The organism is Mycolicibacterium sp. Y3 (genome assembly GCF_051188035.1).
Classification (GTDB): Bacteria; Actinomycetota; Actinomycetes; order Mycobacteriales; family Mycobacteriaceae; genus Mycobacterium; species Mycobacterium fluoranthenivorans.
In genome coordinates, this window is the sequence record NZ_JAVQLT010000001.1 from 5,894,928 (window position 1) to 5,918,722 (window position 23,795).

The 23,795-nt window shown below is 68.6% G+C and carries 25 protein-coding genes; 10 read left to right on the forward strand and 15 right to left on the reverse strand.

The window, feature by feature from the left end; translation table 11 throughout:
- Positions 1-19: 19 nt before the first annotated feature.
- From QN239_RS28910 to QN239_RS28950, 9 genes are all read right to left on the reverse strand, one after another.
- Positions 20-1,531, reverse strand: coding sequence for an APC family permease (locus QN239_RS28910; protein WP_499015597.1), 1,512 nt, complete (start codon positions 1,529-1,531; stop codon positions 20-22).
- A 105-nt stretch (positions 1,532-1,636) separates the two neighbouring features.
- The gene (locus QN239_RS28915; protein ID WP_235632895.1) at positions 1,637-2,554 is read right to left on the reverse strand and encodes a LysR family transcriptional regulator; all 918 of its coding nucleotides are present in this window, start codon (positions 2,552-2,554) and stop codon (positions 1,637-1,639) included.
- Entirely contained in the window at positions 2,547-3,950 is a 1,404-nt protein-coding gene (gene xylB / locus QN239_RS28920) for a xylulokinase (protein WP_499015601.1), read from the reverse strand. The genes QN239_RS28915 and xylB overlap by 8 nt, the downstream gene beginning before the upstream one ends.
- 12 nt (positions 3,951-3,962) lie before the next feature.
- Entirely contained in the window at positions 3,963-4,364 is a 402-nt protein-coding gene (locus QN239_RS28925) for a hypothetical protein (protein ID WP_499015604.1), read from the reverse strand.
- A gap of 3 nt (positions 4,365-4,367) precedes the next feature.
- The gene (locus tag QN239_RS28930) at positions 4,368-5,576 is read right to left on the reverse strand and encodes an O-succinylhomoserine sulfhydrylase (RefSeq protein ID WP_187098125.1); all 1,209 of its coding nucleotides are present in this window, start codon (positions 5,574-5,576) and stop codon (positions 4,368-4,370) included.
- A gap of 57 nt (positions 5,577-5,633) precedes the next feature.
- Positions 5,634-6,053: a rhodanese-like domain-containing protein gene (locus tag QN239_RS28935; protein ID WP_499015607.1), complete on the reverse strand. Its 420-nt coding sequence runs from the start codon at positions 6,051-6,053 to the stop codon at positions 5,634-5,636.
- Between the two features lie 43 nt (positions 6,054-6,096).
- Entirely contained in the window at positions 6,097-6,534 is a 438-nt protein-coding gene (locus QN239_RS28940) for an Rv0361 family membrane protein (protein ID WP_499015610.1), read from the reverse strand.
- Complete coding sequence (gene purT / locus QN239_RS28945; protein WP_499015615.1) at positions 6,531-7,760, reverse strand: formate-dependent phosphoribosylglycinamide formyltransferase; 1,230 nt, start codon at positions 7,758-7,760, stop codon at positions 6,531-6,533. The genes QN239_RS28940 and purT overlap by 4 nt, the downstream gene beginning before the upstream one ends.
- A gap of 23 nt (positions 7,761-7,783) precedes the next feature.
- Positions 7,784-8,110: a UBP-type zinc finger domain-containing protein gene (locus QN239_RS28950; protein WP_267292863.1), complete on the reverse strand. Its 327-nt coding sequence runs from the start codon at positions 8,108-8,110 to the stop codon at positions 7,784-7,786.
- A 62-nt stretch (positions 8,111-8,172) separates the two neighbouring features.
- Here QN239_RS28950 and QN239_RS28955 point away from each other — a divergent pair, with 62 nt between their 5' ends.
- A complete protein-coding gene (locus QN239_RS28955; protein WP_499015618.1) occupies positions 8,173-9,768 on the forward strand; it encodes a Na+/H+ antiporter in 1,596 nt (531 codons plus the stop codon).
- Here QN239_RS28955 and QN239_RS28960 read toward each other — a convergent pair.
- On the reverse strand, positions 9,755-10,222 hold the full coding sequence (locus QN239_RS28960) for a MarR family winged helix-turn-helix transcriptional regulator (RefSeq protein ID WP_090358773.1): 468 nt from the start codon (positions 10,220-10,222) through the stop codon (positions 9,755-9,757). The genes QN239_RS28955 and QN239_RS28960 overlap by 14 nt on opposite strands.
- A 50-nt stretch (positions 10,223-10,272) precedes the next feature.
- Between QN239_RS28960 and QN239_RS28965 the strand changes: the two genes are divergently transcribed.
- The 6 genes from QN239_RS28965 (at position 10,273) to QN239_RS28990 (ending at position 17,040) form a co-directional block, all read left to right on the forward strand.
- Positions 10,273-12,255, forward strand: coding sequence for an MMPL family transporter (locus QN239_RS28965; RefSeq protein WP_499015623.1), 1,983 nt, complete (start codon positions 10,273-10,275; stop codon positions 12,253-12,255).
- 9 nt (positions 12,256-12,264) lie between these two features.
- Complete coding sequence (locus tag QN239_RS28970) at positions 12,265-13,020, forward strand: 5'-methylthioadenosine/adenosylhomocysteine nucleosidase (RefSeq protein ID WP_499015627.1); 756 nt, start codon at positions 12,265-12,267, stop codon at positions 13,018-13,020.
- A 56-nt stretch (positions 13,021-13,076) separates the two neighbouring features.
- Positions 13,077-14,333, forward strand: coding sequence for a cytochrome P450 (locus QN239_RS28975; RefSeq protein ID WP_499015632.1), 1,257 nt, complete (start codon positions 13,077-13,079; stop codon positions 14,331-14,333).
- A 7-nt stretch (positions 14,334-14,340) separates the two neighbouring features.
- Positions 14,341-14,532, forward strand: a complete 192-nt coding sequence (locus tag QN239_RS28980; RefSeq protein WP_090358765.1) for a ferredoxin — start codon at positions 14,341-14,343, stop codon at positions 14,530-14,532.
- Positions 14,533-14,572: 40 nt separating this feature from the next.
- Positions 14,573-15,391: an LLM class F420-dependent oxidoreductase gene (locus QN239_RS28985; RefSeq protein ID WP_499015637.1), complete on the forward strand. Its 819-nt coding sequence runs from the start codon at positions 14,573-14,575 to the stop codon at positions 15,389-15,391.
- Between the two features lie 98 nt (positions 15,392-15,489).
- Positions 15,490-17,040, forward strand: coding sequence for an HNH endonuclease signature motif containing protein (locus tag QN239_RS28990; RefSeq protein WP_499015639.1), 1,551 nt, complete (start codon positions 15,490-15,492; stop codon positions 17,038-17,040).
- 9 nt (positions 17,041-17,049) lie between these two features.
- On the opposite strand, the gene QN239_RS28995 is transcribed toward QN239_RS28990, so the two are convergent.
- From QN239_RS28995 to QN239_RS29010, 4 genes are all read right to left on the reverse strand, one after another.
- Positions 17,050-17,715 (reverse strand): hypothetical protein, encoded by a 666-nt coding sequence (locus QN239_RS28995; RefSeq protein WP_499015642.1) that lies wholly within the window; start codon positions 17,713-17,715, stop codon positions 17,050-17,052.
- Positions 17,716-18,019: 304 nt separating this feature from the next.
- The gene (locus QN239_RS29000) at positions 18,020-18,223 is read right to left on the reverse strand and encodes a cold-shock protein (RefSeq protein ID WP_090358761.1); all 204 of its coding nucleotides are present in this window, start codon (positions 18,221-18,223) and stop codon (positions 18,020-18,022) included.
- A gap of 70 nt (positions 18,224-18,293) precedes the next feature.
- Entirely contained in the window at positions 18,294-18,923 is a 630-nt protein-coding gene (locus tag QN239_RS29005; RefSeq protein WP_499015645.1) for a PaaI family thioesterase, read from the reverse strand.
- Positions 18,920-20,215, reverse strand: a complete 1,296-nt coding sequence (locus QN239_RS29010) for an adenylosuccinate synthase (protein WP_090358757.1) — start codon at positions 20,213-20,215, stop codon at positions 18,920-18,922. The genes QN239_RS29005 and QN239_RS29010 overlap by 4 nt, the downstream gene beginning before the upstream one ends.
- Before the next feature lie 69 nt (positions 20,216-20,284).
- Between QN239_RS29010 and QN239_RS29015 the strand changes: the two genes are divergently transcribed.
- The 3 genes from QN239_RS29015 to QN239_RS29025 are packed head-to-tail and all read left to right on the forward strand — an operon-like array spanning position 20,285 to position 22,676.
- Positions 20,285-20,905: a peptidase M50 gene (locus QN239_RS29015; RefSeq protein ID WP_499015647.1), complete on the forward strand. Its 621-nt coding sequence runs from the start codon at positions 20,285-20,287 to the stop codon at positions 20,903-20,905.
- A gap of 45 nt (positions 20,906-20,950) precedes the next feature.
- The gene (locus QN239_RS29020) at positions 20,951-21,739 is read left to right on the forward strand and encodes a site-2 protease family protein (RefSeq protein WP_499015651.1); all 789 of its coding nucleotides are present in this window, start codon (positions 20,951-20,953) and stop codon (positions 21,737-21,739) included.
- 40 nt (positions 21,740-21,779) lie between these two features.
- A complete protein-coding gene (locus tag QN239_RS29025) occupies positions 21,780-22,676 on the forward strand; it encodes a cation diffusion facilitator family transporter (protein ID WP_499015653.1) in 897 nt (298 codons plus the stop codon).
- 10 nt (positions 22,677-22,686) lie between these two features.
- On the opposite strand, the gene QN239_RS29030 is transcribed toward QN239_RS29025, so the two are convergent.
- Positions 22,687-23,790, reverse strand: coding sequence for a hypothetical protein (locus QN239_RS29030; protein WP_499015656.1), 1,104 nt, complete (start codon positions 23,788-23,790; stop codon positions 22,687-22,689).
- Positions 23,791-23,795 lie beyond the last annotated feature (5 nt).

Here is a 23,795-nt window from a genome sequence, read left to right on the forward strand (position 1 = left end):
CGGACAGGTCCTTTCGGGGTTAGGAGGCGTGGGTCTTGACGTAGTCGGCACCGGCGTCGCCGCGGGCCAGCAGCGCCTTCAGGCCGGTGGCCCACCACAGCGCCGCGAGGGCGACGATGCCGAGGAAGACCCATTTGTTGTTGGTGAACTGCGGCAGGAACAGCAGCGCGACGGCGACGCCGAGGAACACCACCAGCGCGGTGACGTACAGCGGGAGCCGCCAGCGGCCCAGGTCGAACGTGCCCGGCTCGCCCACCGGGATGGTGCCGCGCTTGTACCCGATGAGCAGGCCGATGGTCTGCAGGATGTAGACGAAGAAGAACAGCAGCGAGGCGATGCCGATGATGTAGTTGAACGCCTGCTCGTTCACCAGTGCCGAGCACAGCAGCAGCGCGGACAGCACACCCAGTCCGAGCACCGCGTAGGTGGGCGCCTTGCTCTTGGGTGAGACGTGCCGCCAGATGTGCGAGAACGGCAGCATGTTGTCCCGGGCCATTGAGTAGGTCAGCCGGGTGGCCACCAGGATGTTGGCCAGCAGACACGCCAGGATGTTCGTCAGTGCCACGGCCACCACGATCTTGGTGACGACGGGGCCGGCCTGCTGGTTGATGATCTCCTCGATGGGCGCGCCCTGGTTGGCGGCGACGGCGGCGGTGTCGCGGATGGCCAACACGTAGACGATGTACATCAGCAGTTCGATGACGATCGACGTGACCAGCGCGTAGAACATCGTCTTGGGCACCACATGCCGGGCGTTCTTGGTCTCCTCGGCGACGTCGGCGCCGGACTCCACACCGATGAGCCCGAAGAACGGGCCGAGCGCGGCGGCCAGCCAGGCCAGCATGTAGGAGTCCTTGTCCCCGGATTCGCCGCCGGTGAACAGCACCGAGATGGGCTGGTGGTTCTCCGGCGCGGAGAAGGCGATGATGGCCACCAGCAAGGTGGCGCCGACCGTGATGACCAGTTCCAGGCTGACGCCGATGTTGTTCACCATGGTGGCGAACCGGACGCCGTAGATGTTGATCAGCACGCAGACGAAGACCACCGCGATGGCGAGCAGGATCTGGGCGCTCTGGCTCATGGTCCAACCGAAGAGGCCGCCCAGGTAGCCGGACAGGATGAAGCCGACACCGGTCATCCCGCAGACCCAGCCCATCAGCGCGATGAACCCGGTGAACCAGGCCAGGTTCGGTCCGTTGATCCGGCTGATCCACTGGTACGAGTACCCGGCCAGGGGCAGCTTGGCGGTCAGGTCGGCGGCGATGAACGCCCACAGCGCGAACACCGCACCGGCCAGCAGCAGGGTCCACACGAACGGCGCCCCGGCGGTGAAGTAGCCCGCGCCGAAGCCGGTGAACACCGCCGTGGTGGCGCTGATGGTGGCGAAGCCGATGGCGAAGGACGCCAGGGTACCGACGGAGCGGTCCAGCTTCTGGGTATATCCGAGTTCGGCCAACTTGGCGTCCTCGGAGTCGAATGCGGGCGGCGATGTATCAGGGGTTCCAGCGGGTCGTACCGGGGTATCGGTCATGGTCACTCCAGGTCAGGCGGAATGGAACGGCGACTGATGTAAGGAAAACGCCGACGGTCGTTCACCGGAAGTTCGATGTTTTGATGGATTGATAACCGCTGGTTATCAGCGGGCTGGTTCGTCCGGGGTGTCCCCGAAGCTCCAATGCGACTGCACGTGCCTGACCAGGGCATCCGCCTGGGGAGACAGGGCCGCCGGATTCCACGCCAGCGCCGTGTGGCTCGGCGGCCGGTCTGTTATCGGCACGTAAACGATGCCGGGGCGGTCGTAGAACCGGGCCACCGACGAGGTGGTGAAGCTGATGCCCAGGCCCCGCGCGATCGACGTCGTCTCGGCCTCGTACGTCGCGGCGACCGCGGCGATGGTCGGCGGCCGGTTCCCGCGGACATCCATCGCCAGCCAGTAATCCCGCCACGGGCCGGCCGTCAGCGGTGCGCACACGATCGGGTCGTCGAGCAGCTCGGCGATCCCCACCTCATGCCGATCGGCCAGCGGATGATCCCTGGGCAGGCAGGCCACCCAGGATTCGGAATCCAGGATGAGCATCCGATGTTCGGGAAGATCCACCGGTGGCCTGATCAGCGCCACCTCGGTGGCACCCGAGGACAATCCCGCGGTCGGATCGGCGAAATCGAACTCGATCGGTTCGACGCTGACCTCGGGATAGGCGGCCTCGAAATGCCGCACGATGCGGAAGAGCAGGTCGGCGCCGGTGCCGATCAGATATCCCAGCCGCAGCCGGCCCTGGCGGGTACCCGACAACGTCACCAGGTTGTCCACCACCGCGTCCACCCCGGCCAGGGCCTGCTGCACCTGCGGCAGCCAGGCCGCCCCCAGATCGGTGAGCGCGACCTCACGGGTGCTGCGCGTGAACAGCACCACCCCGAACGCCTGCTCCAGCGCTTTGATCGCGGTGGACAGTGCCGGCTGGGTGATGAACAGGCGCTCGGCGGCGCGGCGGTAGTTCAGCTCCTCGCCCAGGACGGCGAAGTAGCGCAACTGCCGCAGCGTCACTTCACTCACGGCGGCCGGCCGGCACCGAGGACGTGAGGTCGCGGACCTCGGCGTAACGCGCCCGCACCGCGGGCACGGCATCGGCCTCGTAGCGCGCGGCGGCCGGCGGGTTCCACTCCGGCAGCGAACCGGTCAGCGCCCACGCGGCCTGCCGCGCCGCGCCGAGCGCGACGTATTCGGCCGGGTCCGGCACCTGCACGGGGACACCGAAGACGGTGGGCGCGATCTCACGCAACGCCTGCGATTTGGCGCCGCCACCGACCAGCAACACCCGCCGCGCCGGCACCCCCAGATCGGTGAGGTGGTCGAGCCCGTCGGCCAGCGCGCACAGCAGACCTTCCACCGCGGCCCGGGCCAGGTTGGCGGCGGTGGCATTGCCCACCCGCAGGCCGTGCACCGCACCGGTCGCGTCGGGACGGTTGGGGGTCCGCTCCCCTTCCAGGTACGGCACCATCACCAGGCCGTCGCTGCCGGGCGGGGCCGAGCATGCCAGCCGGGACAGCTCGTCGTGATCGACGCGCAGCAGGGTGGCCGCGGCGTCGAGCACCCGTGCCCCGTTGAGCGTGCACACCAGCGGCAGGTGCCGGCCGGTCCCGTCGGCGAAACCGGCGACGAACCCTTCGGCGTCCCTGGCCGGGACCGCAGCGATCGCCGAGACCACCCCCGAGGTGCCGATCGAGACGATGACGTCCCCCTCGACGGCCCCCAAACCCATTGCGGCAGCGGCATTGTCGCCCAATCCGGCGCCGAACACCGGGCCTGTGGCCGCGATGCCGGCTCCGGGTGCCAGCACCCGCGGAAGCGCGGGGCGGCGGCCACGCAGGGCCAGCTCCAGAAGATCGGCGCGGTACTCGCCGGTGCCGGCGTCGTAGTAGCCGGTGCCGCTGGCATCGCTGCGGTCGGTGACCACGGCGGCCGGATCGGTCTGGCCACCCAACCGCCAGCTCAGCCAGTCATGCGGCAGGCACACCGTGGCCGTGCGGTCGGCGGCGGCCGGTTCGTGGTCGGCCAACCACCGCAGTTTGGACACCGTGATGGCGGCCAACGGCACCACGTCCACCGCGTCGGCCCAGGCCTGCGGCCCGCCGAGCTCGGTCACCAGATCCGCTGCCGCCTGCGCCGAACGGGTGTCGTTCCACAGCAGCGCGGGGCGCACCACCTGGCCCCGGTCGTCCAGGCACACCATGCCGTGTTGCTGCGCACCGACCGATACCGCGGAGACGTCATCGAGCCCGCCGGCGTCCGCGATGGCCACCGCGGCAGCGGATTCCCATGCCGACGGCTCGATTTCGGTGCCGTCGGGATGGCGGGCCCGACCCTCCCGCACGACGCGCCCGGTATCGGCGTCGCAGATGAGCACCTTGCAGGACTGCGTGGAGGAGTCGATTCCCGCGATGAGGGCCATGGGTTGCAGACCCTAGCCGAACTCCGGGACCGGGTCACCGTTCCGGTAATCCTCGATCACCTGCAGGTGCTCGAAGAGCTGGTCATGGGTGAACGGGTGCTGCGCCGTCGTGCCGACCAGTACCACCCGCACGATCGCGCCGTCCTCGGTGGCGTCCAGCCACAGTGACGTCACCGGCAGCCCGTCTCCGACCTGCGCCCCGGACGGCTCGAAGAACCAGACCGCGTAGTCGTCGTTGGATTCTTCTTCGTCAAAGATCCAGCCGCGTAAGGTGATTCGCTCGTCGAACTCGGCGAGGTCGGCCACCACCGCATCCTCGATGGCCGCCACCTGCTCGAAGGCCGCGGTGGAGATCCGGTGCGCGGCCTGACGCTTCTTGCGGCGGGCCTTCTTGGCTGCGTTGTCCCGTGACACCGCTCAGCCCAGCGCCCGGTCCAGATCCGCGATCAGGTCCTCGGTCCCTTCCAGGCCGACCGAGATGCGCACCACCCCGTCACCCAGGCCGATGGCGGCCCGGCCCTCCGGACCCATCGCGCGGTGCGTGGTGGTGGCCGGGTGGGTGATCAGCGATTTGGCATCGCCCAGGTTGTTGGAGATGTCGATGACCTGGAGTTTGTCGAGCACCTCGAAGGCGCGGTCCTTACCCCCGGCCAGCTCGAAGGTGACCACTGTCCCGCCGCCGCGCATCTGCCGTTTGGCCAGGTCGAACTGCGGATGCGATTCCAGGAACGGGTATTTCACCCAGTTCACCCCGGCCTGACCTTCCAGGAACTCGGCGATGCGCTGCGCGGACCGGTTCGAATAGTCCACCCGGACGGCCAGCGTCTCAAGTCCTTTCAGCAGGGTCCAGGCATTGAACGCACTGATCGCCGGACCGGTGTGGCGCATCAGCTTCTGCACCGGGCCGTCGATGTACTCCTTGTCGCCCAGGATCGCCCCGCCCAGCACCCGGCCCTGACCGTCGATGTGCTTGGTGCCCGAGTACACCACCACGTCCGCACCCAGCGGCATACCCTGCTGCAGCAACGGGGTGGCGAAGACGTTGTCCAGCACCACCTTTGCGCCGGCAGCGTGCGCCAGCTCGGAGACCGCGGCGATATCCACCAGCGACTGCATCGGGTTGGACGGGGTCTCGAAGAACACGGCCTGGGTGGGCTTGCTCAGGGCTTCCTCCCACTGCGAGAGGTCTTCGCCGTCGACGAACACCGTCTCGACACCCCAGCGCGGCAGGATCTCGTTGCACACCACGAAACAGGACCCGAACAGGCTGCGGGCAGCCACCAGCCGGTCCCCCGCACCCAACAGCGCGCCGAGCGCGGTGAAGACCGCCGCCATCCCGGTGGCCGTGGCGAAGGCCGCCGGGGCGTCCTCGATGAGCCGCAGCCGCTCCTCGAACATCGAGATGGTGGGGTTGCCGTAGCGCGAGTACACGTACCGGTCGATCTCACCGGTGAACGCCTGCTCGGCACTCGCCGCCGACTCGTAGACATAGCCGGAGGTGAGGTAGAGGGCTTCCGCGGTCTCCTCGAAACCCGACCGCAGCAGCCCGCCACGGACACCGATGGTGGCCTGGCTGACACCGTCGGGCAGGGCCGCCGGAATACGCACCGATGGAACCTCACTCATGAACTGACCCTCGCTCTGTTGTGCACTCTGTTGCTACGTCTGCCGCTAGGTCTGCCGCTACGTCTGCTTCCAAGGCAGGCCGACCGCTTTCCAGCCGGTTGCGCCCCGATGGCCGCTCTCGTCGAGATTGCCCTCGAATCCGTCGAGCACGTTGTACGACGGCGCGATACCGGCTTCGGTGGCGGCGATGGCCGCGCCGATGGACCGGTTCCCGGACCGGCACAGGAAGATCACCGGGCGCTCGCCGGGCGTGACACCCGCCCCGGTCAGATCGTCGATGAAGCCGTCGTTGTGTGAGCCGTTGCTCTTGTTCCACTCGACATAGACCACATCGCGCCGCAGTTCGGCCAGATCAGGCACACCCACGAACCGCCATTCCGCCTCGGTGCGACAGTCGACCAGGACAGCGCTGGGGTCGTCGGCGAGGAGCTTCCAGGCTTCCTGCGGCGTGATGTCTCCTGCGTAAGGTGTGGACACACCTCACACCGTAGTAGCGCGTGGTCCGCAGGGGTAACAAGGGTTAGCCCGGAGTCGCCGAGCAGATCTTCCACGACCCGTCCTCGCGGGCGAGTACCAGATCGGCGCCGACCTTGGTGTCCGGCGCGTTGTTGAAGTGGTAGGTCGCCTTGGCGGTGGCGCGATCGCCGTTCACCACCACATTGCCGACGCCGTCCACATAGCGTTCTCCGCGCGTGGCCGCTGAATTACGTTGCCGGGCAAGGACGTCATCCTGCGTGCCCTGCTGTTCCTTGCAGGTGTACTTCACGAAATCCCGGTAGTCCTGCCGCTGCAGGGCGTCGTTCTGACCCGATACGGCAGTGCCGATCAGTTCGGGATCCCCGCCGCCGCTGTGGCGGTTCAGCACAAAAATCGCGGTGATCACAATGACGATGATGACGAGCGCGCCCAGGAAGGGGGCGGCGGTCGGGCGGTCCTGCTGGTCGTCCTGGTCGCTCACGACTGCCAGAGCTTACGCAGCACATGCGAGGTGCGCTGCGCACGGTCCCGGGCCACCGTCACATCGGGTGCGGTCGCCAGGGCGGCGCCCAGCCGGTACCGGCCGTCGGACTCGTCGAGCCGGTTGAACAGGCGGACGTCGCTCTCGGCCACGGCCAGCGCTTCGGCCAGGACGGCGAGCACCTCCCCCGGGTCCGCGGGTTCGGTGGTCGTATCGGCGCCGCCGTAGGCCACCTCCGCCGCGCCGGGCGACACCATGATGGTGTCCACCGACAGGCCCAGTACCGCGCGGGCATGCAGTTCGAACTCGGACAACCGCTGGGTGCGCGCCGTCAGCAGGCCGGTGTCGTCCGGGCGGGGCCGCACCGTGGCGAAATACACCTCGTCGCCGCGGACCAGCAGATCCACCCCGAAGACCCCGCGCCCGCCCAGCGAATTCACGATGCGGGCCGCGATCGACTTGGCCGCGTCCAGCGCGGCGGGCGACAACCGGTGCGGCTGCCAGGTGGACAGGGTGCCGTCCCCGGCGGTGCGGCGCCCGATCACCTCGCAGAAATGCACGGCCGGCCCGGTCGGCCCGGTGGTGCGGACCGTCAGCAGCGTCACCTCGTCGTCCACGTCGACCACCGTCTCGGCCATCACCCGGTTGTGGGTGGTGTGCCCGGCGGCGACCGCGCGGTTCCAGGCCGGCTCGACGTCTTCGGCACGCAGCAGCACCGATACGCCGTCGCCGGGGGCGCCCTGCACCGGTGTCACGGTGAGCGGGAAACCGGCGTGTTCGGCGACGGTGGCCAATTCTGCGGCCGACCCGGCGAACCAGAACGGCGCGGTGGGCAAGCCGAGCTCATCGGCGGCCAGCCTGCGAAGACCCTCGCGGTCCAGGCTCAGGCGAGTGGCCTCGGGGGTCGGGACGACCATCGGGACGTGCTGCGCACCGTCGGCGACGACAGCCAGTGCGTCGGTGGCGACCACACCCGATTCGACCACCACGAAATGCGGCTGTTCCTTGGCGATCACCGCGGCCAGCGCGTCCCGATCGTTCATCTTGACCACCAGGGCACGGTCGGCGACCAGGTGCGCGGGTGCGTCCGCGTACCGATCCACCGCGACCACCGAGGCGCCCAGCCGCTGAAAAGCCAGCGCCAGTTCGCGACTCGTTTCACCCGAGCCGAGCAGCATCACGATGGGTGCCGGGCTGGGAACCGGGGCGTTCTTCGCGTCAGTCATTGCCCACCCAGCCTGCCAGATCGTCAGCCCAACCGGATATCGATGTAGCACCAACGCCAGGATTCACCCGGTTCGGCCGAGCGCATCACGGCATGTCCGGTCTGGTGGAAATGCGCCGAGGCGTGCTGGAGCGGGCTGGAATCACAGCAGCCGACATGACCACAGGTCAGACACATACGCAGGTGTGCCCACGCGTGCTCGCCATCGGCTTCGCATTCCTGGCAGCGTCCCGGGGTGACGGGCTCCGGCTCTACGATGCCCACCGCGGCCTGAAGATGCTCACACGAGCGGGAGGCAGTGGTTCCGGCGGCTGCAGGAGTGCCCGCCTCGCGCCGACGTGATCTCTTCAGCATATTGATCAAGGATACGGGCGGGCGAACACGCGCACCGTCCGGCAAGGGGGGTTCGCGGTATGGAAGGCACACTGCTGGCGGTGCTGGCGGCGGCGGTGCTGCTGGCGGGTGTCAGCCGCCGCTTCGACGTGTCGGCTCCGCTGGCCCTGGTGGTGGCCGGGCTGGCGGCCAGCGCCATCCCGGGCTTCGGCTCCGTCGAGCTGGACCCCGAGCTGGTGCTCAACGTCATCCTGCCGCCGTTGTTGTGGTCGGCCGGTTTGGAGAGCAGCTACGTCACCATGCGCCAGCACATCCGGCCGATCGGCTTGCTGGCCGTGGGCCTGCCGCTGGCGACGACGCTGGCCGTCGGGTTCGTCGCGTTCCACACCGTGCCGGAGCTGACCGTCGCCGCGGCGCTGACCTTGGGAGCGATCGTGGCGCCGCCCGACGCGGTGTCGGCGACGGCGGTCGGCCGCCGGCTCGGGCTGCCCCGGCAGATCATGACGCTGCTCGGCGGGGAGAGCCTGCTCAACGATGCCACCGCCCTGACCGCCTACAAGGTGGCGCTGGCGGCGGCGATCGGGGCGTCGGCGACCTGGGGCTCGGGACTGGCCACATTCGGGCTGGCGGTGGCCGGCGGACTCGTGGTCGGGCTGGCCGTGGGCTGGGTGATCGCGTTCATCCGGCACCGGCTCGACGACCCGCTGGTGGAGAGCGCCATCGGGCTGATCGCCCCGTTCGTCATCTATCTGCTGGCCGAGGAGATCCACGGCTCCGGTGTGCTGGCGGTCGTGGTCGCCGCCCTCATCCTCGGGCAACGCTCGACGGAGGCCGGCTACGCCACCCGGTTGCAGGACGACGCCGTGTGGAAGGCGTTGCAGCTCATCCTGGAATCGTTCGCCTTCCTGCTGATCGGGCTGCAACTGCCCGAGGTGGTGCACGAGCTCACCGGTATCTCGTTCGTCAGGATCGCCGTGTCCTCGGTCTCGGTTCTGGCGACGGTGATCGCGGTGCGCATCGTCTGGGTGTTCGTGTTCGCCTACACGCCGCGTCTGCTGATCAAGCGGGTCCGCGAGAACGAACCGCGCCCCGGCCCCGCCGAGGTGTTCGTCCTGGCGTGGGCCGGGATGCGCGGCGTGGTGTCACTGGCCGCGGCGTTCGGTGTGCCGCTCACGACGCTCAGCGGGGACCCGTTCCCGGGCCGCCCCCAACTGGTGTTCCTCACGTTCGTGGTGGTGGTCGGCACCCTGCTGCTGCACGGCCTGACGCTGCCCTGGGTGATCCGGCACTTCTGCGTGCGCGGTGACGACGAACAGCAGGACGCCCTCGCCGAGGCCGCCGCGCAGGACAAAGCGGCCCGGGCGGCCGCCGAGCGGCTCGACGAACTCCTCGAAGAGCAGCGCGCCGGCGGTAACGCCATGCGCGACGGCGCGGCGGCGGTCCTGCACAAATGGAACACCGCCCGGCGCAATTCGGCCTGGGAACGACTGGGACGCAGCGAGGAAGAGCTCGGCGAGAGCCCGGCCTCGGCGTTCCGCCGGCTGCGGTTGGAGATGCTGGCCGCCGAACGCGCGACGTTCATCGCCGAGCGCGACGCCGGGAACATCGACGACGAGGTGCTGCGCTCGGTGTTGCGCGGACTGGATCTGGAAGAGGCGACGCTCAACCGCCGCTGAACTCCTGCATGGCGCCGACGAGCGCGGTGAGCACCCGATGGGCCGCCTCCAGGTCCGCATCGGGCAGGTCGGCCAGGGCACGTGAGTTGAGCTGGGCCAGCGGGGCGAAGAATTTCCGGCCAACGGTCAGGCCGTGGTCGTCGTGGCGCAGGATCACCTTTCGCCGGTCGGCGGGATCGATATCGCGGCGCAGGTGTCCGGAGGCGATCATCCGCTCCACCAGGTAGGTGATGGCCGCACCCGAGGTCCCGAGCAGTTTGCGCAGATCCCCGGCGGTCAGCGGGGTTCCCGCGGATTCGGCCACCATGATGTGCAGGAGCGCCCGAAAGTCGTTGGCGCCCAGGTCGTGCTGGCTCGCGAAGGAGCGGCCGATCTGTTCGGACTCGGCGGTCAGTGCCCGTGCGTCCGCCGCGATCTGGGCTTCCAGATCGGCGCGGTGACGCTGCGGTGGCATGCGCGGATCATACAGTTGATTAATAGTTAAGTATCTGAAATATTCTGGGTATGTCTGCTCGTCTCTCGTGGGTCCTGGCCCTGATCGTCGTGGTCACCTCCGGCGCCCTGATGGCACTGCTCGGTGCGGGCGATTCCGCATCGCAGTCACCGGTGTCTGTCCCGGCCGCCGCCGAATCGGCCCGCGCAGACGCACTGCGGGCCGACTTCCCGGGCGGTGATCGCGTTCCCGCGATCATCGTGGTGACGCGCACGGACGGGGCTGCGCTGTCCCCGGCCGATGTCACCGCGGCCGGCGCCGGGGCCCGCGTCTCCGAGGACGGCAAGGCTGCCGTGGTGGTCGCGCCGCTGCCTGCGGACTTGTCCGGCTTCGCACTCAACGACGCGGTGCGCGACCTGCGCGCCGACACCGCCAAGCGCTTGCCGCCAGGTGTGCAGGCACAGGTCACCGGCGGCCCCGCGTTTGGCGCCGATATCGCCAATTCCTTTGCCGGAGCCAACATCACGCTCTTGGCCGTGACCGCGACGGTGGTGGCGCTGCTGCTCATCATCACCTACCGCTCGCCGGTGTTGTGGCTGGTACCGCTGCTGGTCATCGCCTTCGCCGACCGGGTGGGCAGCGTCGTGGGGTCGGCGGTGGCCTCGGGCGTGGGGCTCAGCCCGGATGGATCCACCGGCGGGATCACCAGCGTGCTGGTCTTCGGCGCGGGCACCAACTATGCGCTGCTGCTGATCTCGCGCTATCGCGAGGAACTGCACGTACGCGAAGACCACCGCGACGCGCTGCGCGTGGCACTGCGCGCCGCCGCCCCGGCCATCCTGGCCAGTAACGCCACCGTGGTACTGGCCCTGCTGACCCTGCTGTTCGCCTCGGCGCCGAGCAACCGCAGCCTCGGTGTGCAATCCGCCTCCGGTTTGGTGGTCGCAGCCGTCTTCGTGCTGCTGGTGCTGCCCCCACTGCTGGGGTTGTGCGGCCGCAAGCTGTTCTGGCCGTTCGTCCCGACAACTGGGTCGCACGCCAAACCGCTTACCGAGAGCGGTATCTGGCACCGCATCGCCGCCGGGGTGGCCCGCCGGCCGGCCGTGGTCGCGACGGTGGCCCTGGCCGGCCTGGCCGCCTTGTGCGCCGGCCTGTTCACCACCCCGGTCGGGTTGTCCCAGACCCAACAGTTCCGGGTGCAGGCCGAATCGGTGGCCGGGTACGACATCCTGGCCGCCCATTTCCCCGGTGGACTGACCGATCCCACCCGCGTCATCGGCCCCAGCGCCTCGGCCGACGCAATCCAGCGCGCCATCGCGGGCACCCCGGGCGTGACATCGGTCCTCCCTGCGGGACAGTCGAATACGGGGCTGACGCAATGGTCGGTGGTGCTCGACGCCGCGCCCGCCTCCTCGAAGGCGTTCACCATCGTTGACGCCCTTCGCGACTCGGTGCACCGCGTGGACGGCGCCGCAGTGGTGGGCGGCTCGGATGCCCAGGCCCGCGATACCGCCGCGGCGGCCCAGCGGGACCGGCTGGTGGTGATCCCGGCGATCCTGGCCGTGGTGCTGGCGGTGCTGTTCGTGCTGCTGCGCTCGATGCTGGCGCCGGTGCTTCTGGTGGCGGTGACGGTGCTCAGCGCGTTGGCGGCACTGGGCCTCGGCGGCTGGGCCAGTGTGCACTTGTTCGGATTCCCCGCATTGGACAACGGAACCCCGCTGTTCGCCTTTCTGTTCCTGGTGGCGCTGGGCGTGGACTACACCATCTTCCTGGTCACCCGCGCACGCGAGGAGACCCCGGCGTTCGGCAACCGGCAGGGCATCGTGCGGGCGGTGTCTGCGACCGGTGCCGTGATCACCAGCGCGGGCATCGTGCTGGCCGCGGTGTTCTGCGTGCTCGGTGTTCTGCCGCTGATCGTGCTGACCCAGCTGGGCATCATTGTCGGCCTGGGCATCCTGCTGGACACGTTCGTGGTGCGCACCGTCATCATCCCGGCACTGTTCACCCTGATCGGGCCGCGCATCTGGTGGCCGGGACTGCAGGCCGACCGATAGCGTGGCTGTATGACGATTGGCGTGCTGTGCGCGATCCCGGAGGAGCTTGCCAGCTTCACCGAACTCATGGGGGATGTCACGCAGACCGAGGTGGCGCAGTGGACGTTCGCCGCCGGATCCATCGACGGGTATCGCGTGGTGGCCGCCGAATCCGGGATGGGCAAGGTGAACTCCGCGACCGCGACGACCCTGTTGATCAACAGGTTCGGCTGTGACGCCGTCATCTTCACCGGTGTCGCAGGCGGGCTCAGCCCGGAACTGGCCATCGGCGATATCGTCGTCGCCGAGAAGATCGTGGTTATGGACTCCGGAATCATTGAAGATGAACAGCTTTCGCTGTATCAACCCGGGCACGTACGGTTCTTCAACCCGACCGACGAACTCGGTTTCAGCGTGGACGAGCACCTCCTGGGCCGGGTGCAGCACAAACTGTCCTCGGTTCTGCTGCCGTTTCTCGACGCCGAGGCGGGCGGGCAGGACCGTGCTCCGCTGATCACGTTCGGCACCATCGTGTCCGGCGATGCCTACCTGCACTGCGACGCCACCCGGATGCGCCTGCACCAGGATCTGGGCGGATCGGCCATCGAGATGGAAGGCGCCGCGGTGGCCCAGGTCTGCGCCGCGTTCGGCGTGCCCTGGCTGGTGATACGCGCCCTGTCCGACCTCGCCGGGCACGACCCCGATATCGACTTCACCCTGTACACCACTCAGGTTGCCCACGCCGCGGTCCACATCGTGCACTCCCTGCTGCCGATCCTCGCCTGACGGTCGTCGTCAACGCGCTGATCAAGGACTTTGTGTTCGGCGGGTAACGTCTGGTCATGACCCTCACCGAGGAGCCGCGACCGCCGGTGCACATGCGGCGCAACGGCTTCGACCCGACACCAGAACTTGCCGCCCTGCGGGATTCGGCGGGCGTGCAGTCCGTCACCGGCCCGCTGGGCAACCGCGCCTACCTGATCACCCGGCACGACGACGTCAAGGCCGTCCTCGCTGATCACGAGCACTTCTCCAACAGCCGACCGCCGGGTTTCACTCTGCCCGGGGCACCGGAGGTCTCGGCGGAGGAGCAGGCCAGCGCCCGGGCGGGCAATCTGCTGGCGCAGGATCCGCCGGAGCATCAACGGCTGCGCCGGTTCCTCACCCCGGAGTTCACCATCCGCCGGATGAAGCGGCTGGAGCCGCGGATCACCGAGATCGTCGACCAGCGGTTGGACGCGATGGCCGCGGCAGCGGCGCCAGTCGGGGGCGAGCGAAGCGACGGGGGATCAAGCACAGATCTGATCTCCGAATTCGCGCTGCCCATACCGTCGCTGGTGATCTGCGAGCTGCTCGGCGTGCCGTACGAGGACCGCGCCGACTTCCAGGAACGCTCGGGGCGCCAGCTCGATCTGTCCCTGCCGATCGCGCAGCGGATGACGTTGCAGCGCGAAAGCCGCGATTACATGCGGGGGCTGGTGCTCACCGCTCGGCGCACTCCCGGCGAGGACATCCTCGGCATGCTGATCCGCGAGCACGGCACCGAACTGACCGACGACGAACTGGTCGGCATCGCCGGTCTGCTGTTGCTGGCCGGCCACGAGACCACGTCGAACATGCTGGGGCTGGGCACGCTGGCGTTGCTGCGCCACCCCGACCAACTGGCGTTGATCCGCGACGATCCCGACGCCGTCGCACCCGCCATCGAGGAACTGCTGCGCTGGCTGTCGGTGGTACAGCACGCGATTCCGCGGTTCACCACCGCCGATGTCGAGGTCGCCGGGACAGTGATTCCGGCGGGCAACCTGGTGTTCGCCTCGCTGCCGTCGGGCAATCGGGACCCCGCGTTCGTCACCGACCCTGATCTTCTCGACGTGCGCCGCGGCGCGCCGGGGCACCTCGCCTTCGGCCACGGCGTGCACCACTGCCTGGGTGCTCCGCTGGCCCGGATGGAGATGCGTATCGCCTTCCCGGCGTTGTTCCGCCGGTTTCCCGGACTGGAGCTGGCCGAGGATTTCGCCGATGTCGAATTCCGATCGTTCCACTTCATCTACGGACTACGTTCGTTGGCAGTGACGTGGAGGGATGAGAAGGGGTGAGAGGACCATGCATATCGATGCCGACCGCGACGCGTGTATCTCCGCGGGCAACTGCGTGATGGTTGCCGAGGCCGTGTTCGATCAGGACGAGGACGGCATCGTGGTACTGCTCAATGACGAGGTGCCTGCCGGCGAGGAGGACCACGCCCGCGAAGCCGTCAAGCTCTGCCCGGCCAGCGCACTGCGCGAAGTTCCCTAAGCTCTGGAATAAATCTCCGTGAGCCCTGCTTGTCGGGTTCATGGCCTATCCCGTGCGCGTTGCAGTCCAGATACAGCCCGCCGACACTCCTGACTACGCCACCTGGCGGCAAGCCGTCCTACATGCCGAGGAGATCGGGGTGGACGTCATCTTCGGCTACGACCATTTCCATGCGCCGTTCATCGAGTCCATCGCCGATGCCAAGCCGGTGCTGGCCGAAGTCCAGCCCGACGTGAACAACTTCGAGGGCTGGACCGCCCTGGCGTCGTGGGGAGAGATCACCACACGCGTCGAACTCGGCCTTCTGGTGGCGGGGATCGGCTACCGCAACCCGGATCTGCTGGCGGATATGGCGCGCACCGTCGACCACATCAGCGGCGGACGATCGATTCTCGGCGTCGGCGCGGGGTGGTACGAGAAGGATTACACCACTTATGGTTTCGACTACGGCACGGTGAAGTCTCGTGCCGACCTGTTCGATGAGGGACTGCTGCGGATCGAGCGCCGATTCGAGTTGCTACAGCCCGCACCGCTGCGCAAGATCCCGATTCTGATCGGCGGCTCCGGCCCCAAGCGCACCCTGCCTGCCGTCGCCCGGCACGCCGACATCTGGCACACCTTCCTGCCGCTGGATTCCTACCGCGAGGCCAGCGCCCGGGTCGCCGAGTTGGCCGCCGGCTTCGGCCGCGCGGACACCGATATCGAACGCTCCACGCTGTGGACGGACCCGAAGTCCGCGGACGCATACCTTTCCGCTGGAGCATCGTTGTTCCACACCGAGATTCGCGCATCCGAGGGCAAGTTCGACTTCAGCACCGTCGAGAAACTGGTGGACTGGCGGGATACGAAACGCGGATAGCCCAGAACCGAATCCTGGTGCGGGCGTGGGGTTGTGGATAGTTTCGAGCCTGTGGATAACTTCCGTCTGGTGTCGGCGAGTCGTTGTAGTGTGAACATATGTTCGATCTAGCCGGTGCGGATGACGCGGCACTGATCGATGCGCTACGCGCAGCGACCCGGGCTGAGGCGGTGGCCGCGGCGCAGCGGTGGGCGATCATCGCCGCCCTGGTCGACTGGCACTGCAAGGACGAAGACCAGGCGCGGGCCTCTGCCGCGCTAGATGGGTGGGAGTACGCCGCCGCCGAAGTGTCGGCGGCCTGTGGGTTGTCCCGGGAGAGCGCGGCCGGGCAGATGCGCATCGCCCTCGCCTTGCGGGATCGGCTCCCGAAAGTGGGGGCGCTACTGGAGCACGGGGAGATTTCGGCCAAAACCGCGGCCGCGATCACCTGGCGGACCCGGCTGGTCACCGACCTCGAGGCGTTGGCGTTGATCGACGCCGCGCTGGCCGGGGTCGCCCCGACGTTGGGGGTGCTCTCGCAGAAGAACACCGAAACCGCTATCGATGTGTGGATCGAGAAGTTCGATCCGGTCGCGGTGCTCTGCGCCCGCACCGCGGCCCGGTCCCGGTGTATCGAGTTCGGGGCGCAGGAGGATCCCGCCGGCACCGTCGCGGTGTGGGGGCGGCTGCTGGCCACCGACGCCGCGGTGTTGCGGGCCCGGCTCACCGCCCTCGCGGCCACGGTGTGCGACGCCGATCCGCGGACGGTGGGGCAACGCCGCGCCGATGCCATGGGATTACTGGCCGTCGATCCGAACGCCGACCGGCTGGCGTGTTTGTGCGGGGAGCCTGACTGCCCGGCCGCCGGGGTGGATCCCCGCTCGGCCGCGGTGACGGTCTATGTCCTCACCGACACAGTGCCCGGTGTAGCAACGGGTGTGGTTCCCGGAAATCCCGCGCCGGGACCCGAGGACCCACAACCAGGCCCAGAACCCGCCCCCGAACCCGACACCCCGGCGCGCGACCCCGCCGTGCACGGTGCAGGCCTGCAGGGCCTGCGCGCCCCGGCCGCGGTCACCGGCGCACCGGCGGTCATTGTCGGTGGCGGTGTCCTGCCCGCCCCGCTGGTCGCCGAACTCGTCGCCACCGGCGCCCGGGTCAACACCCTCACCGACCCCGCGGCACTGACCGCTGAGCCGCGGTACCGGCCCTCGGCAAGACTGGCGGCCTGGGTCCGCACCCGCGACCTCACCTGTATCTTTCCCGGCTGCCACCGCGGCGCCCAGCACTGCGACCTCGACCACAGCGTGCCGTGGCCGGGCGGGGCCACCCACCCCGGCAACCTCTCCGCGCTGTGCCGCACCCATCACCTACTCAAAACCTTCGGCGGATGGACCACCCTCCAGCACCCCGACGGGACACACACCTGGACCAACCCCACCGGGCACACCTACACCACGGTGCCGTTGACCCGGATCCTGTTCCCCGACAAACGCATCCACACCCCGCCACCACCACCGACACCAGTCCCCACCGGCATCGGGGATCGGCGACTGGCCATGCCCCGACGCCGGCGCACCCGCGCCCACACCCACGCCGCCCGCATCAACACCGAACGCCGCCTCAACCAACAAACCCTCGAACAGAACGCCAAACCACCACCGTTCTGAGAGAACTCATCACTCGATGGCGTCGGGCAGGGGGATCACCCCGGAGCGCCCGAGCAGCATGACGCTGACCAACAGCACCCATATCGGGAAGACGAGCATCAGCCAGACGGACGTATCGGCGGCCACCAGAACGACCACCGCCGTGACATAGGTGGTCCACACCAGCCAGTGCGGCATCACACCCGATTTGAGCCAGATCGTCGCCAACGAGATCATGAATACCGCGGCCATCCGCAGTGCGTAGGTCTTGCCGAGCGCGGTCAGCGCCATGGTGGCAAAGGCCACCACTTCGGCGCGCGCGCCCGGATCTGTCACGTCAGTACTGCTGTGCGCCAAGCCGATTCCCACCGAGGTGGTGGCGAACACCATCGCCAGGAACAGCAGGCCAGCGCCCAGGAACACCGTGGAGAAGAACTTGTCCTCCACACCGGCGAACCCGTCACGCACCACGCCGATGAACCAGAGGAACGCGATCCCGGCGAACGGCATCAGCGCCGCCGCCGTTTTGAGGTGACCGCTGCCGGCCACGGTCCACTGGCTGCCGTGCGCACCGCCTTCGGGCACTGTGGTCCACAACAGCACCAAAGAGGCGGTGAACAACACGGAGAACAGCACGCCCGCGACGGCCGCGGCCCGCGGGGTGGTCAGGTGGTGAAACTGAAGTGGCGTGCTCACCGCGTCATGTTCGCATCCCGCGGTGGGCGCTGCGGGCGAATCTACTTCTGCCGCAGACTCGCGAAATGCCGGGCGATGCCGTGGTGGCCGCAATGGCGGGTCCCGGCGACGGGCGCGGCGGTGCAGCCCGGGCTTCGGCACGCGCGATTCATATGAATCAAATTCAAGTAAGTCATCGATTTCCAGTCTTCACAATTCCATCGGCGGATACGCGTCGGTGGCGTGAATCGTCGATGACCATCAGGCAAGCGAGAAGGGCCGGCGCGGTCTCACCGCGCCGGCCCTCAGAAGCTCTGATTCTCGCTCAGATGAGCGAGACGCCTACCGCCTGCGGGCCTTTCGCGCCCTGCTCGACCTCGAACTGAACGCGAGCGTTCTCCTCGAGCGAGCGGTAACCGTTTCCGGTGATCTCGGAGTAGTGAACGAAAACGTCGGCAGCCCCACCATCGGGAGCGATGAAGCCGAAGCCTTTTTCACTGTTGAACCATTTCACAGTGCCCTGTGCCATTGAACTTACTTCCCTCATTTACAAGCGCGTCAACCAAAATGCGCGCAACTGACGGTAGCACGTCTGCGGGCTAAGGTTGACCCGGCAGCAGCCTGATCATCAAACCGTTGCTCTCGGCGAGCACATTTTCCGCCCCGTCGAGCAGTTGAGCTTCGACGAATGCCTTGCGCCCTTCGGCCTCGGTGACCCGTCCGCGGGCGATCAACGGGGTGTCGATCGGAGTCACCTTGCGGTACTCGACGTGCAGGTAGGCGGTCCGGCTGATCGGCCGGCCGGCCGCGTGGATGACCATGCCGAACACCGAATCGAACAGCAGCGGCAGCACGCCGCCGTGCACCGCGTAGTTCCCGCCGACGTGATAGCGGCTGAACTGAACCTCCAATTCGACCCCGTCGGGATCGAACTTGGTGACCAGCCACGGCGGCATCAGCAGACTGCCCGCACCGGGCAGACTCGGCATCCGGCTGGCCGGGCCGACGCCCTCCTCGGCCCGATACGGCTCCAGCAGCGCGACGAGTGCCTCCACGCGGTCTGCTGCCTCGTCCCAGGTGGCACTGTCGGGGTCCGCCGACACCGCGAGGTCCTGAGCCCGGCGCATCGCGGTGAGGAACCGCGCGAAGCCGGGCCCCGGGTCGGCAGGGGTGAAGACCGGGAAGCCGCCGTGCTGTTCGAAAACCGACTCCGGCCGGTCCGCTGTCACCTTGCGCCAAGCACGTCGCGGCGCACGATCGTCTGTTCCCGGCCCGGGCCGACACCGATGCACGACACGTGCGCACCGGCCAGCTCCTCCAGCCGCAGCACGTAGTCACGCGCCTTGGCGGGCAGCTCGTCGAACTCGCGCGCGGTGGAGATGTCCTCCCACCAGCCGGGCAGTTCCTCGTAGATCGGCTCGGCGCGGGCGATATCGGCCTGCGTCATCGGCATCTCGTCGGTGCGCTTGCCGTCGACGGTGTAGCCCACGCACACCGGCACCGTCTCCAGGCTGGAGAGCACGTCGAGCTTGGTCAGGAAGTAGTCGGTGATGCCGTTGACCCGCGTCGCGTACCGGGCGATGACGGCGTCGAACCAGCCACAGCGACGCGGCCGGCCGGTGGTCACCCCGACCTCGCCGCCCGTTTTGGCCAGGTAGGCGCCATGCTCGTCGAACAGTTCGGTGGGGAACGGGCCCGAGCCCACCCGGGTGGTGTAGGCCTTCAGGATGCCGAGCACCGTGGTGATGCGGGTCGGCCCGATACCGGAGCCCACCGCCGCGCCGCCGGCGGTCGGGTTGGACGACGTCACGAACGGATACGTGCCGTGATCGACGTCGAGCAGCGTGCCCTGCGAACCCTCGAGCAGCACGGTCTCGCCGGCCTCCAGCGCCTGGTTGAGCAGCAGCCGGGCGTCGGCGATGCGGTGCTTGAAGCCCTCGGCCTGCTCCAACAGGTTCTCCACCACTTCGGCCGGGTCCAGCGCCTTGCGGTTGTAGATCTTGACCAGCACCTGGTTCTTGAAGTCCAGGGCGGCCTCGATCTTGTTGGACAGCTGTTCCTCGTCGAGCACATCGGCCACCCGGATGCCGATCCGGGCGATCTTGTCCTGATAGCAGGGACCGATCCCGCGGCCGGTGGTGCCGATCTTCTTGCTGCCCATGTAGCGCTCGGTCACCTTGTCGATGGCGACGTGATACGGCATGAGCAGGTGGGCGTCGGCAGAGATCAGCAGGCCGGACGTGTCGACACCGCGCTCCTCCAGCCCCGATAGCTCCTTGAGCAGCACCCCCGGGTCCACCACGACACCGTTGCCGATGACGTTGGTGACGCCTGGGGTGAGGATGCCCGAGGGGATGAGGTGCAACGCGAAGTTCTCGCCCGTGGGCAGCACCACGGTGTGACCCGCGTTGTTACCGCCCTGATAGCGCACAACCCATTGCACGCGTCCACCGAGTAGATCGGTGGCCTTACCTTTGCCCTCGTCACCCCACTGGGCCCCGATGAGCACGATTGCCGGCATGGCATTTCTCCCGCTTAAAGTGATGCAGCCGGTGACCCACCATATCCGAGCGGAGCCACAGGAGCGGCGTTGACCACCACAGACAGCGGCCAAGAGATCAGCGTGCTGCTCTTCGGTGACCGTCGCATCCCACGCACATTGGCCGACTGTCCTGCGGTGATGATCGTAGAGCCGGCCGATGTCGACGCGTCATTCACGGCGGGCCGACTTGCCGTGGCGGGCTCGGATGCCGACGTCGCGACGGTGCTGAGCAGGCTGCTGCGGGCCGATCGACTCGATATCGAGGTCGCCGTGGTGCCGCCGTTCCGCTCCGGTCGGCGGGCGCGCACCGGGCGGGCCCACCGGGTCCCGCTGATCCGGGACGAGACCGGCGCGGTTCTCGTCGGCGCCGGATATTGGCTGCCGCCGGACGACTCCGCCCGACAGATCGAGGGCGAGGCGGTCGTGGACGACACCGTGCTCTTCGACGGCACGGCCACCGCCGTCCGGATCGAGCCGACCGACGCGCCACCAGGGCTACGGGCCAGCGTGCTCAGCCCGCGTATGCGGGCCCGCCGCTGGGTCGCCGGTCGCGCTGTGCAGCTGGGCACCACCGGAGCCGTGGTGGTGCGCGACGGGGCCCAGGCGCCGCGCCCGGTACGGCGGTCGACGTTCTACCGGCACACGCAGGGGTGGCTACGGGTGGACTGACGCGAGCGCAGCGCGCAGAGGAACCGGGCCGGTAGCTTTCGTGGGGTGAACATCCGGCCCCTGCATCAATCGGTGCGCCCCAGCCCGGTCTTCCTGGCGATCGTTGCGCTCACGGCGGCAGGTGGGGGCCTGGCCTGGTTCTGCGGACCCGCCACGTGGCCGCTCGCTCCCCTCGCCTATGTGGCGGTGTTCATCTTCGTCGTCGCGGGCTGGCTGGTGTCGTTGTGCCTGCACGAGTTCGGCCATGCCTATACCGCGTGGCGGTTCGGCGACCGCGATGTCGAGATCCGCGGCTACCTGACCCTGAACCCGCTGAAGTACTCCAGCCCACTGCTGTCGATCGCGCTGCCCCTGGCAATCATCGCCATCGGCGGGATCGGCCTGCCGGGTGGAGCGGTGTACGTGCGGACGTCCTGGATGACCGCCAGGCAGCGCACGCAGGTCAGCCTGGCCGGTCCGTTGGCCAATGCGGTGCTGGCGGTGCTGCTGCTCGCCGTCACGGCCCTGTTCTTCGACTCCGCCCATGGCGTGTTCTGGTCCGGTGTGGCCTTCCTGGGCTTCCTGCAGGTGACGGCGCTGCTGCTGAATCTGCTTCCGGTCCCCGGCCTGGACGGCTACGGCGCGCTGGAACCGCATCTGAGTGCCGACACCCGCCGGGCACTGGAACCGGCCAAGCAGTGGGGATTCATCATCCTGTTCATCCTGCTGATGGTCCCCCAGCTCAACCGGGTGTTCTTCGACCTGGTGTTCTGGTTCGTCGACCTGTCCGGGGTACCCCAGCAGCTGGTGGCCATCGGCGGACAGCTGACCCGGTTCTGGTCCGCCTGGGTCTGACCCTTGCAACATATGCGAGTTTGCGCATATATTCACGGGCATGGGTGCAGGACATGACCACAGCCACGGCAGCGAGACCCGCGTCAGCCGGATGATCCTCGGCGCGGCCATCCTGTCGGTGTTCTTCGTCGTGGAGCTCGTCACCGCGCTGACGATCAACTCGATCGCCCTGCTCGCCGACGCCGGCCACATGCTCACCGACCTGGTCGCCATGTTCATGGGCCTGACGGCGGTGCTGTTGGCCCGGCGCGGCTCGACCTCCGCCGCGCGCACCTACGGCTGGCATCGCGCCGAGGTCTTCACCGCCGTCGCCAACGCCGTCCTGTTGCTCGGAGTCGCCGGATTCATCCTGTACGAGGCGTTCGAGCGGCTCGGCGACGCACCCGAGGTGCCCGGCATGCCGATGATCGTCGTCGCGCTGGTGGGCCTGCTCGCCAACGCCGTGGTCGTGCTGTTGCTGCGGTCGCAGTCCGAGGCGAGCCTGGCGGTCAAGGGCGCCTACATGGAGGTCGTCGCCGACACCGTCGGCAGCATCGGCGTGCTGATCGCCGGCATCGTCACCGTCACCACCGCCTGGCCCTACGCCGATGTGGTGGTCGCCGTCCTGGTCGCGCTGTGGGTGCTGCCCCGCGCCTTCGCGCTGGCCCGGGCCGCGCTGCGGATCCTGTCCGAATCGTCACCGCACCACATCGACGTCGACGAACTGCGCACCGCGCTGGCCGCCGTCGACGGGGTCACCGGGGTGCACGATCTGCACGTGTGGACGCTGGTGCCGGGCAAGGACATGGCCACCGCGCACGTCACCTGCCGCGGCAACTCGGCCCAGGTGCTGGAAGACACCCGCGCGGTGCTGGCCGCCCGTGGGCTGGAGCACGCGACCGTGCAGGTCGAACCGCCCGAGGGCGCCGGCGACTGTGAGCAGTCGAGCCACTGCTGATCGGGCCCGGCTAGCGGACGAACCAGGCGAACCAGTCGCGGCTGGACGGCTGCAGGTAGTGCCCGGCGTCCACCTTCTCGGCCGGGAACAACTTGTGCCCCGACAGGGAACCGTCGGGCTGTCTCTGGAAGTACGCCCCGCTGACCCAGTCCGGGTTGATGTCGAGTTCCATCCCGCGCACCACACCCGCATCGGTCAACAGGTGCCCCAGGGTGCACACCGACAGTGCCGGACCCGCGACGTACACCTCGGCACCCGTGCCGGTGATCCCGAATCCGGAGCGATGGATGTAGGCCGCCTGCCCGACCGTCTTGCCCCACTCCCGCGGCCCTCCGGTGGCACAGGACGGGTTGACCTGTCCGTCGTCCACCAAGGGCACCAGGTTCTGCCGGACGCTGGCGACCGTCGGCCCCATCCGCACCTCGCGGTTCCACGCGCCGACATCGGCGGTGCCGTCGGTGTGCAGCACCAGGCTGGCATCACCGTCGATCAGCGGTACGACGGTGCGGCCCTCGCTGTAGTAGCCGCCGTAGCTGTGGTCGTTCAGCCGGAAACCGGCATTGAACGCGACCGCCGTGCCCGCACGCTCCGCTGCGGTCAATGCCGCCGACGCCTGCCATGAACCGCCCGGATCGATGGTGCCCGGCCGCAACTGGCCGCGCACCAGAGCCGGATCCATGCGCATCACCCCGGCCACGAACGAGGTGTGCGAGGCGTCCGGACGCAGCGCGGCCACCTGCACCGCGGGCCGTCCACCGACGGCGACGACGGTGCGCCACATCCCCTCACCGGGTAGCGGGTTGCCGCCGGCCAGCGGTGGCAACGGCGCCGGGGGCAAGGTCGCCGAGGTGGCGGCCTGCACCACACCCTCCGGGGTCGGGATGCCACCCGGGGGCGCACCACCGACCGCCGGCTGGTCCAGCCGATACTGCCAGCGCTCCAGCCAGGTGACCTCATCGCCCAAGCCGTGGTCCCGCGCCCATTCGGCGACCTTGGCGACCGGGCTGTCGGCACCCGGGCGGTGCAGGGCCTCGGCGACGACGCCCCCCGCACCGGCACCCACCACCGCAGCGACGCCGAGAACGGCGATCACCGATGTCCGCAGCCTGCCCATTCACT

Coding starts and splice junctions, on each gene's coding strand:
- QN239_RS28910 (WP_499015597.1), bottom strand. CDS start 1,531: ATGACCGATACCCCGGTACGACCCGCTGGAACCCCTGATACATCGCCG.
- xylB (WP_499015601.1), bottom strand. CDS start 3,950: ATGGCCCTCATCGCGGGAATCGACTCCTCCACGCAGTCCTGCAAGGTG.
- QN239_RS28930 (WP_187098125.1), bottom strand. CDS start 5,576: ATGAGTGAGGTTCCATCGGTGCGTATTCCGGCGGCCCTGCCCGACGGT.
- purT (WP_499015615.1), bottom strand. CDS start 7,760: ATGACTGACGCGAAGAACGCCCCGGTTCCCAGCCCGGCACCCATCGTG.
- QN239_RS28955 (WP_499015618.1), top strand. CDS start 8,173: ATGGAAGGCACACTGCTGGCGGTGCTGGCGGCGGCGGTGCTGCTGGCG.
- QN239_RS28960 (WP_090358773.1), bottom strand. CDS start 10,222: ATGCCACCGCAGCGTCACCGCGCCGATCTGGAAGCCCAGATCGCGGCG.
- QN239_RS28965 (WP_499015623.1), top strand. CDS start 10,273: ATGTCTGCTCGTCTCTCGTGGGTCCTGGCCCTGATCGTCGTGGTCACC.
- QN239_RS28970 (WP_499015627.1), top strand. CDS start 12,265: ATGACGATTGGCGTGCTGTGCGCGATCCCGGAGGAGCTTGCCAGCTTC.
- QN239_RS28975 (WP_499015632.1), top strand. CDS start 13,077: ATGACCCTCACCGAGGAGCCGCGACCGCCGGTGCACATGCGGCGCAAC.
- QN239_RS28980 (WP_090358765.1), top strand. CDS start 14,341: ATGCATATCGATGCCGACCGCGACGCGTGTATCTCCGCGGGCAACTGC.
- QN239_RS28985 (WP_499015637.1), top strand. CDS start 14,573: ATGGCCTATCCCGTGCGCGTTGCAGTCCAGATACAGCCCGCCGACACT.
- QN239_RS28990 (WP_499015639.1), top strand. CDS start 15,490: ATGTTCGATCTAGCCGGTGCGGATGACGCGGCACTGATCGATGCGCTA.
- QN239_RS29000 (WP_090358761.1), bottom strand. CDS start 18,223: ATGGCACAGGGCACTGTGAAATGGTTCAACAGTGAAAAAGGCTTCGGC.
- QN239_RS29010 (WP_090358757.1), bottom strand. CDS start 20,215: ATGCCGGCAATCGTGCTCATCGGGGCCCAGTGGGGTGACGAGGGCAAA.
- QN239_RS29025 (WP_499015653.1), top strand. CDS start 21,780: ATGGGTGCAGGACATGACCACAGCCACGGCAGCGAGACCCGCGTCAGC.
- QN239_RS29030 (WP_499015656.1), bottom strand. CDS start 23,790: ATGGGCAGGCTGCGGACATCGGTGATCGCCGTTCTCGGCGTCGCTGCG.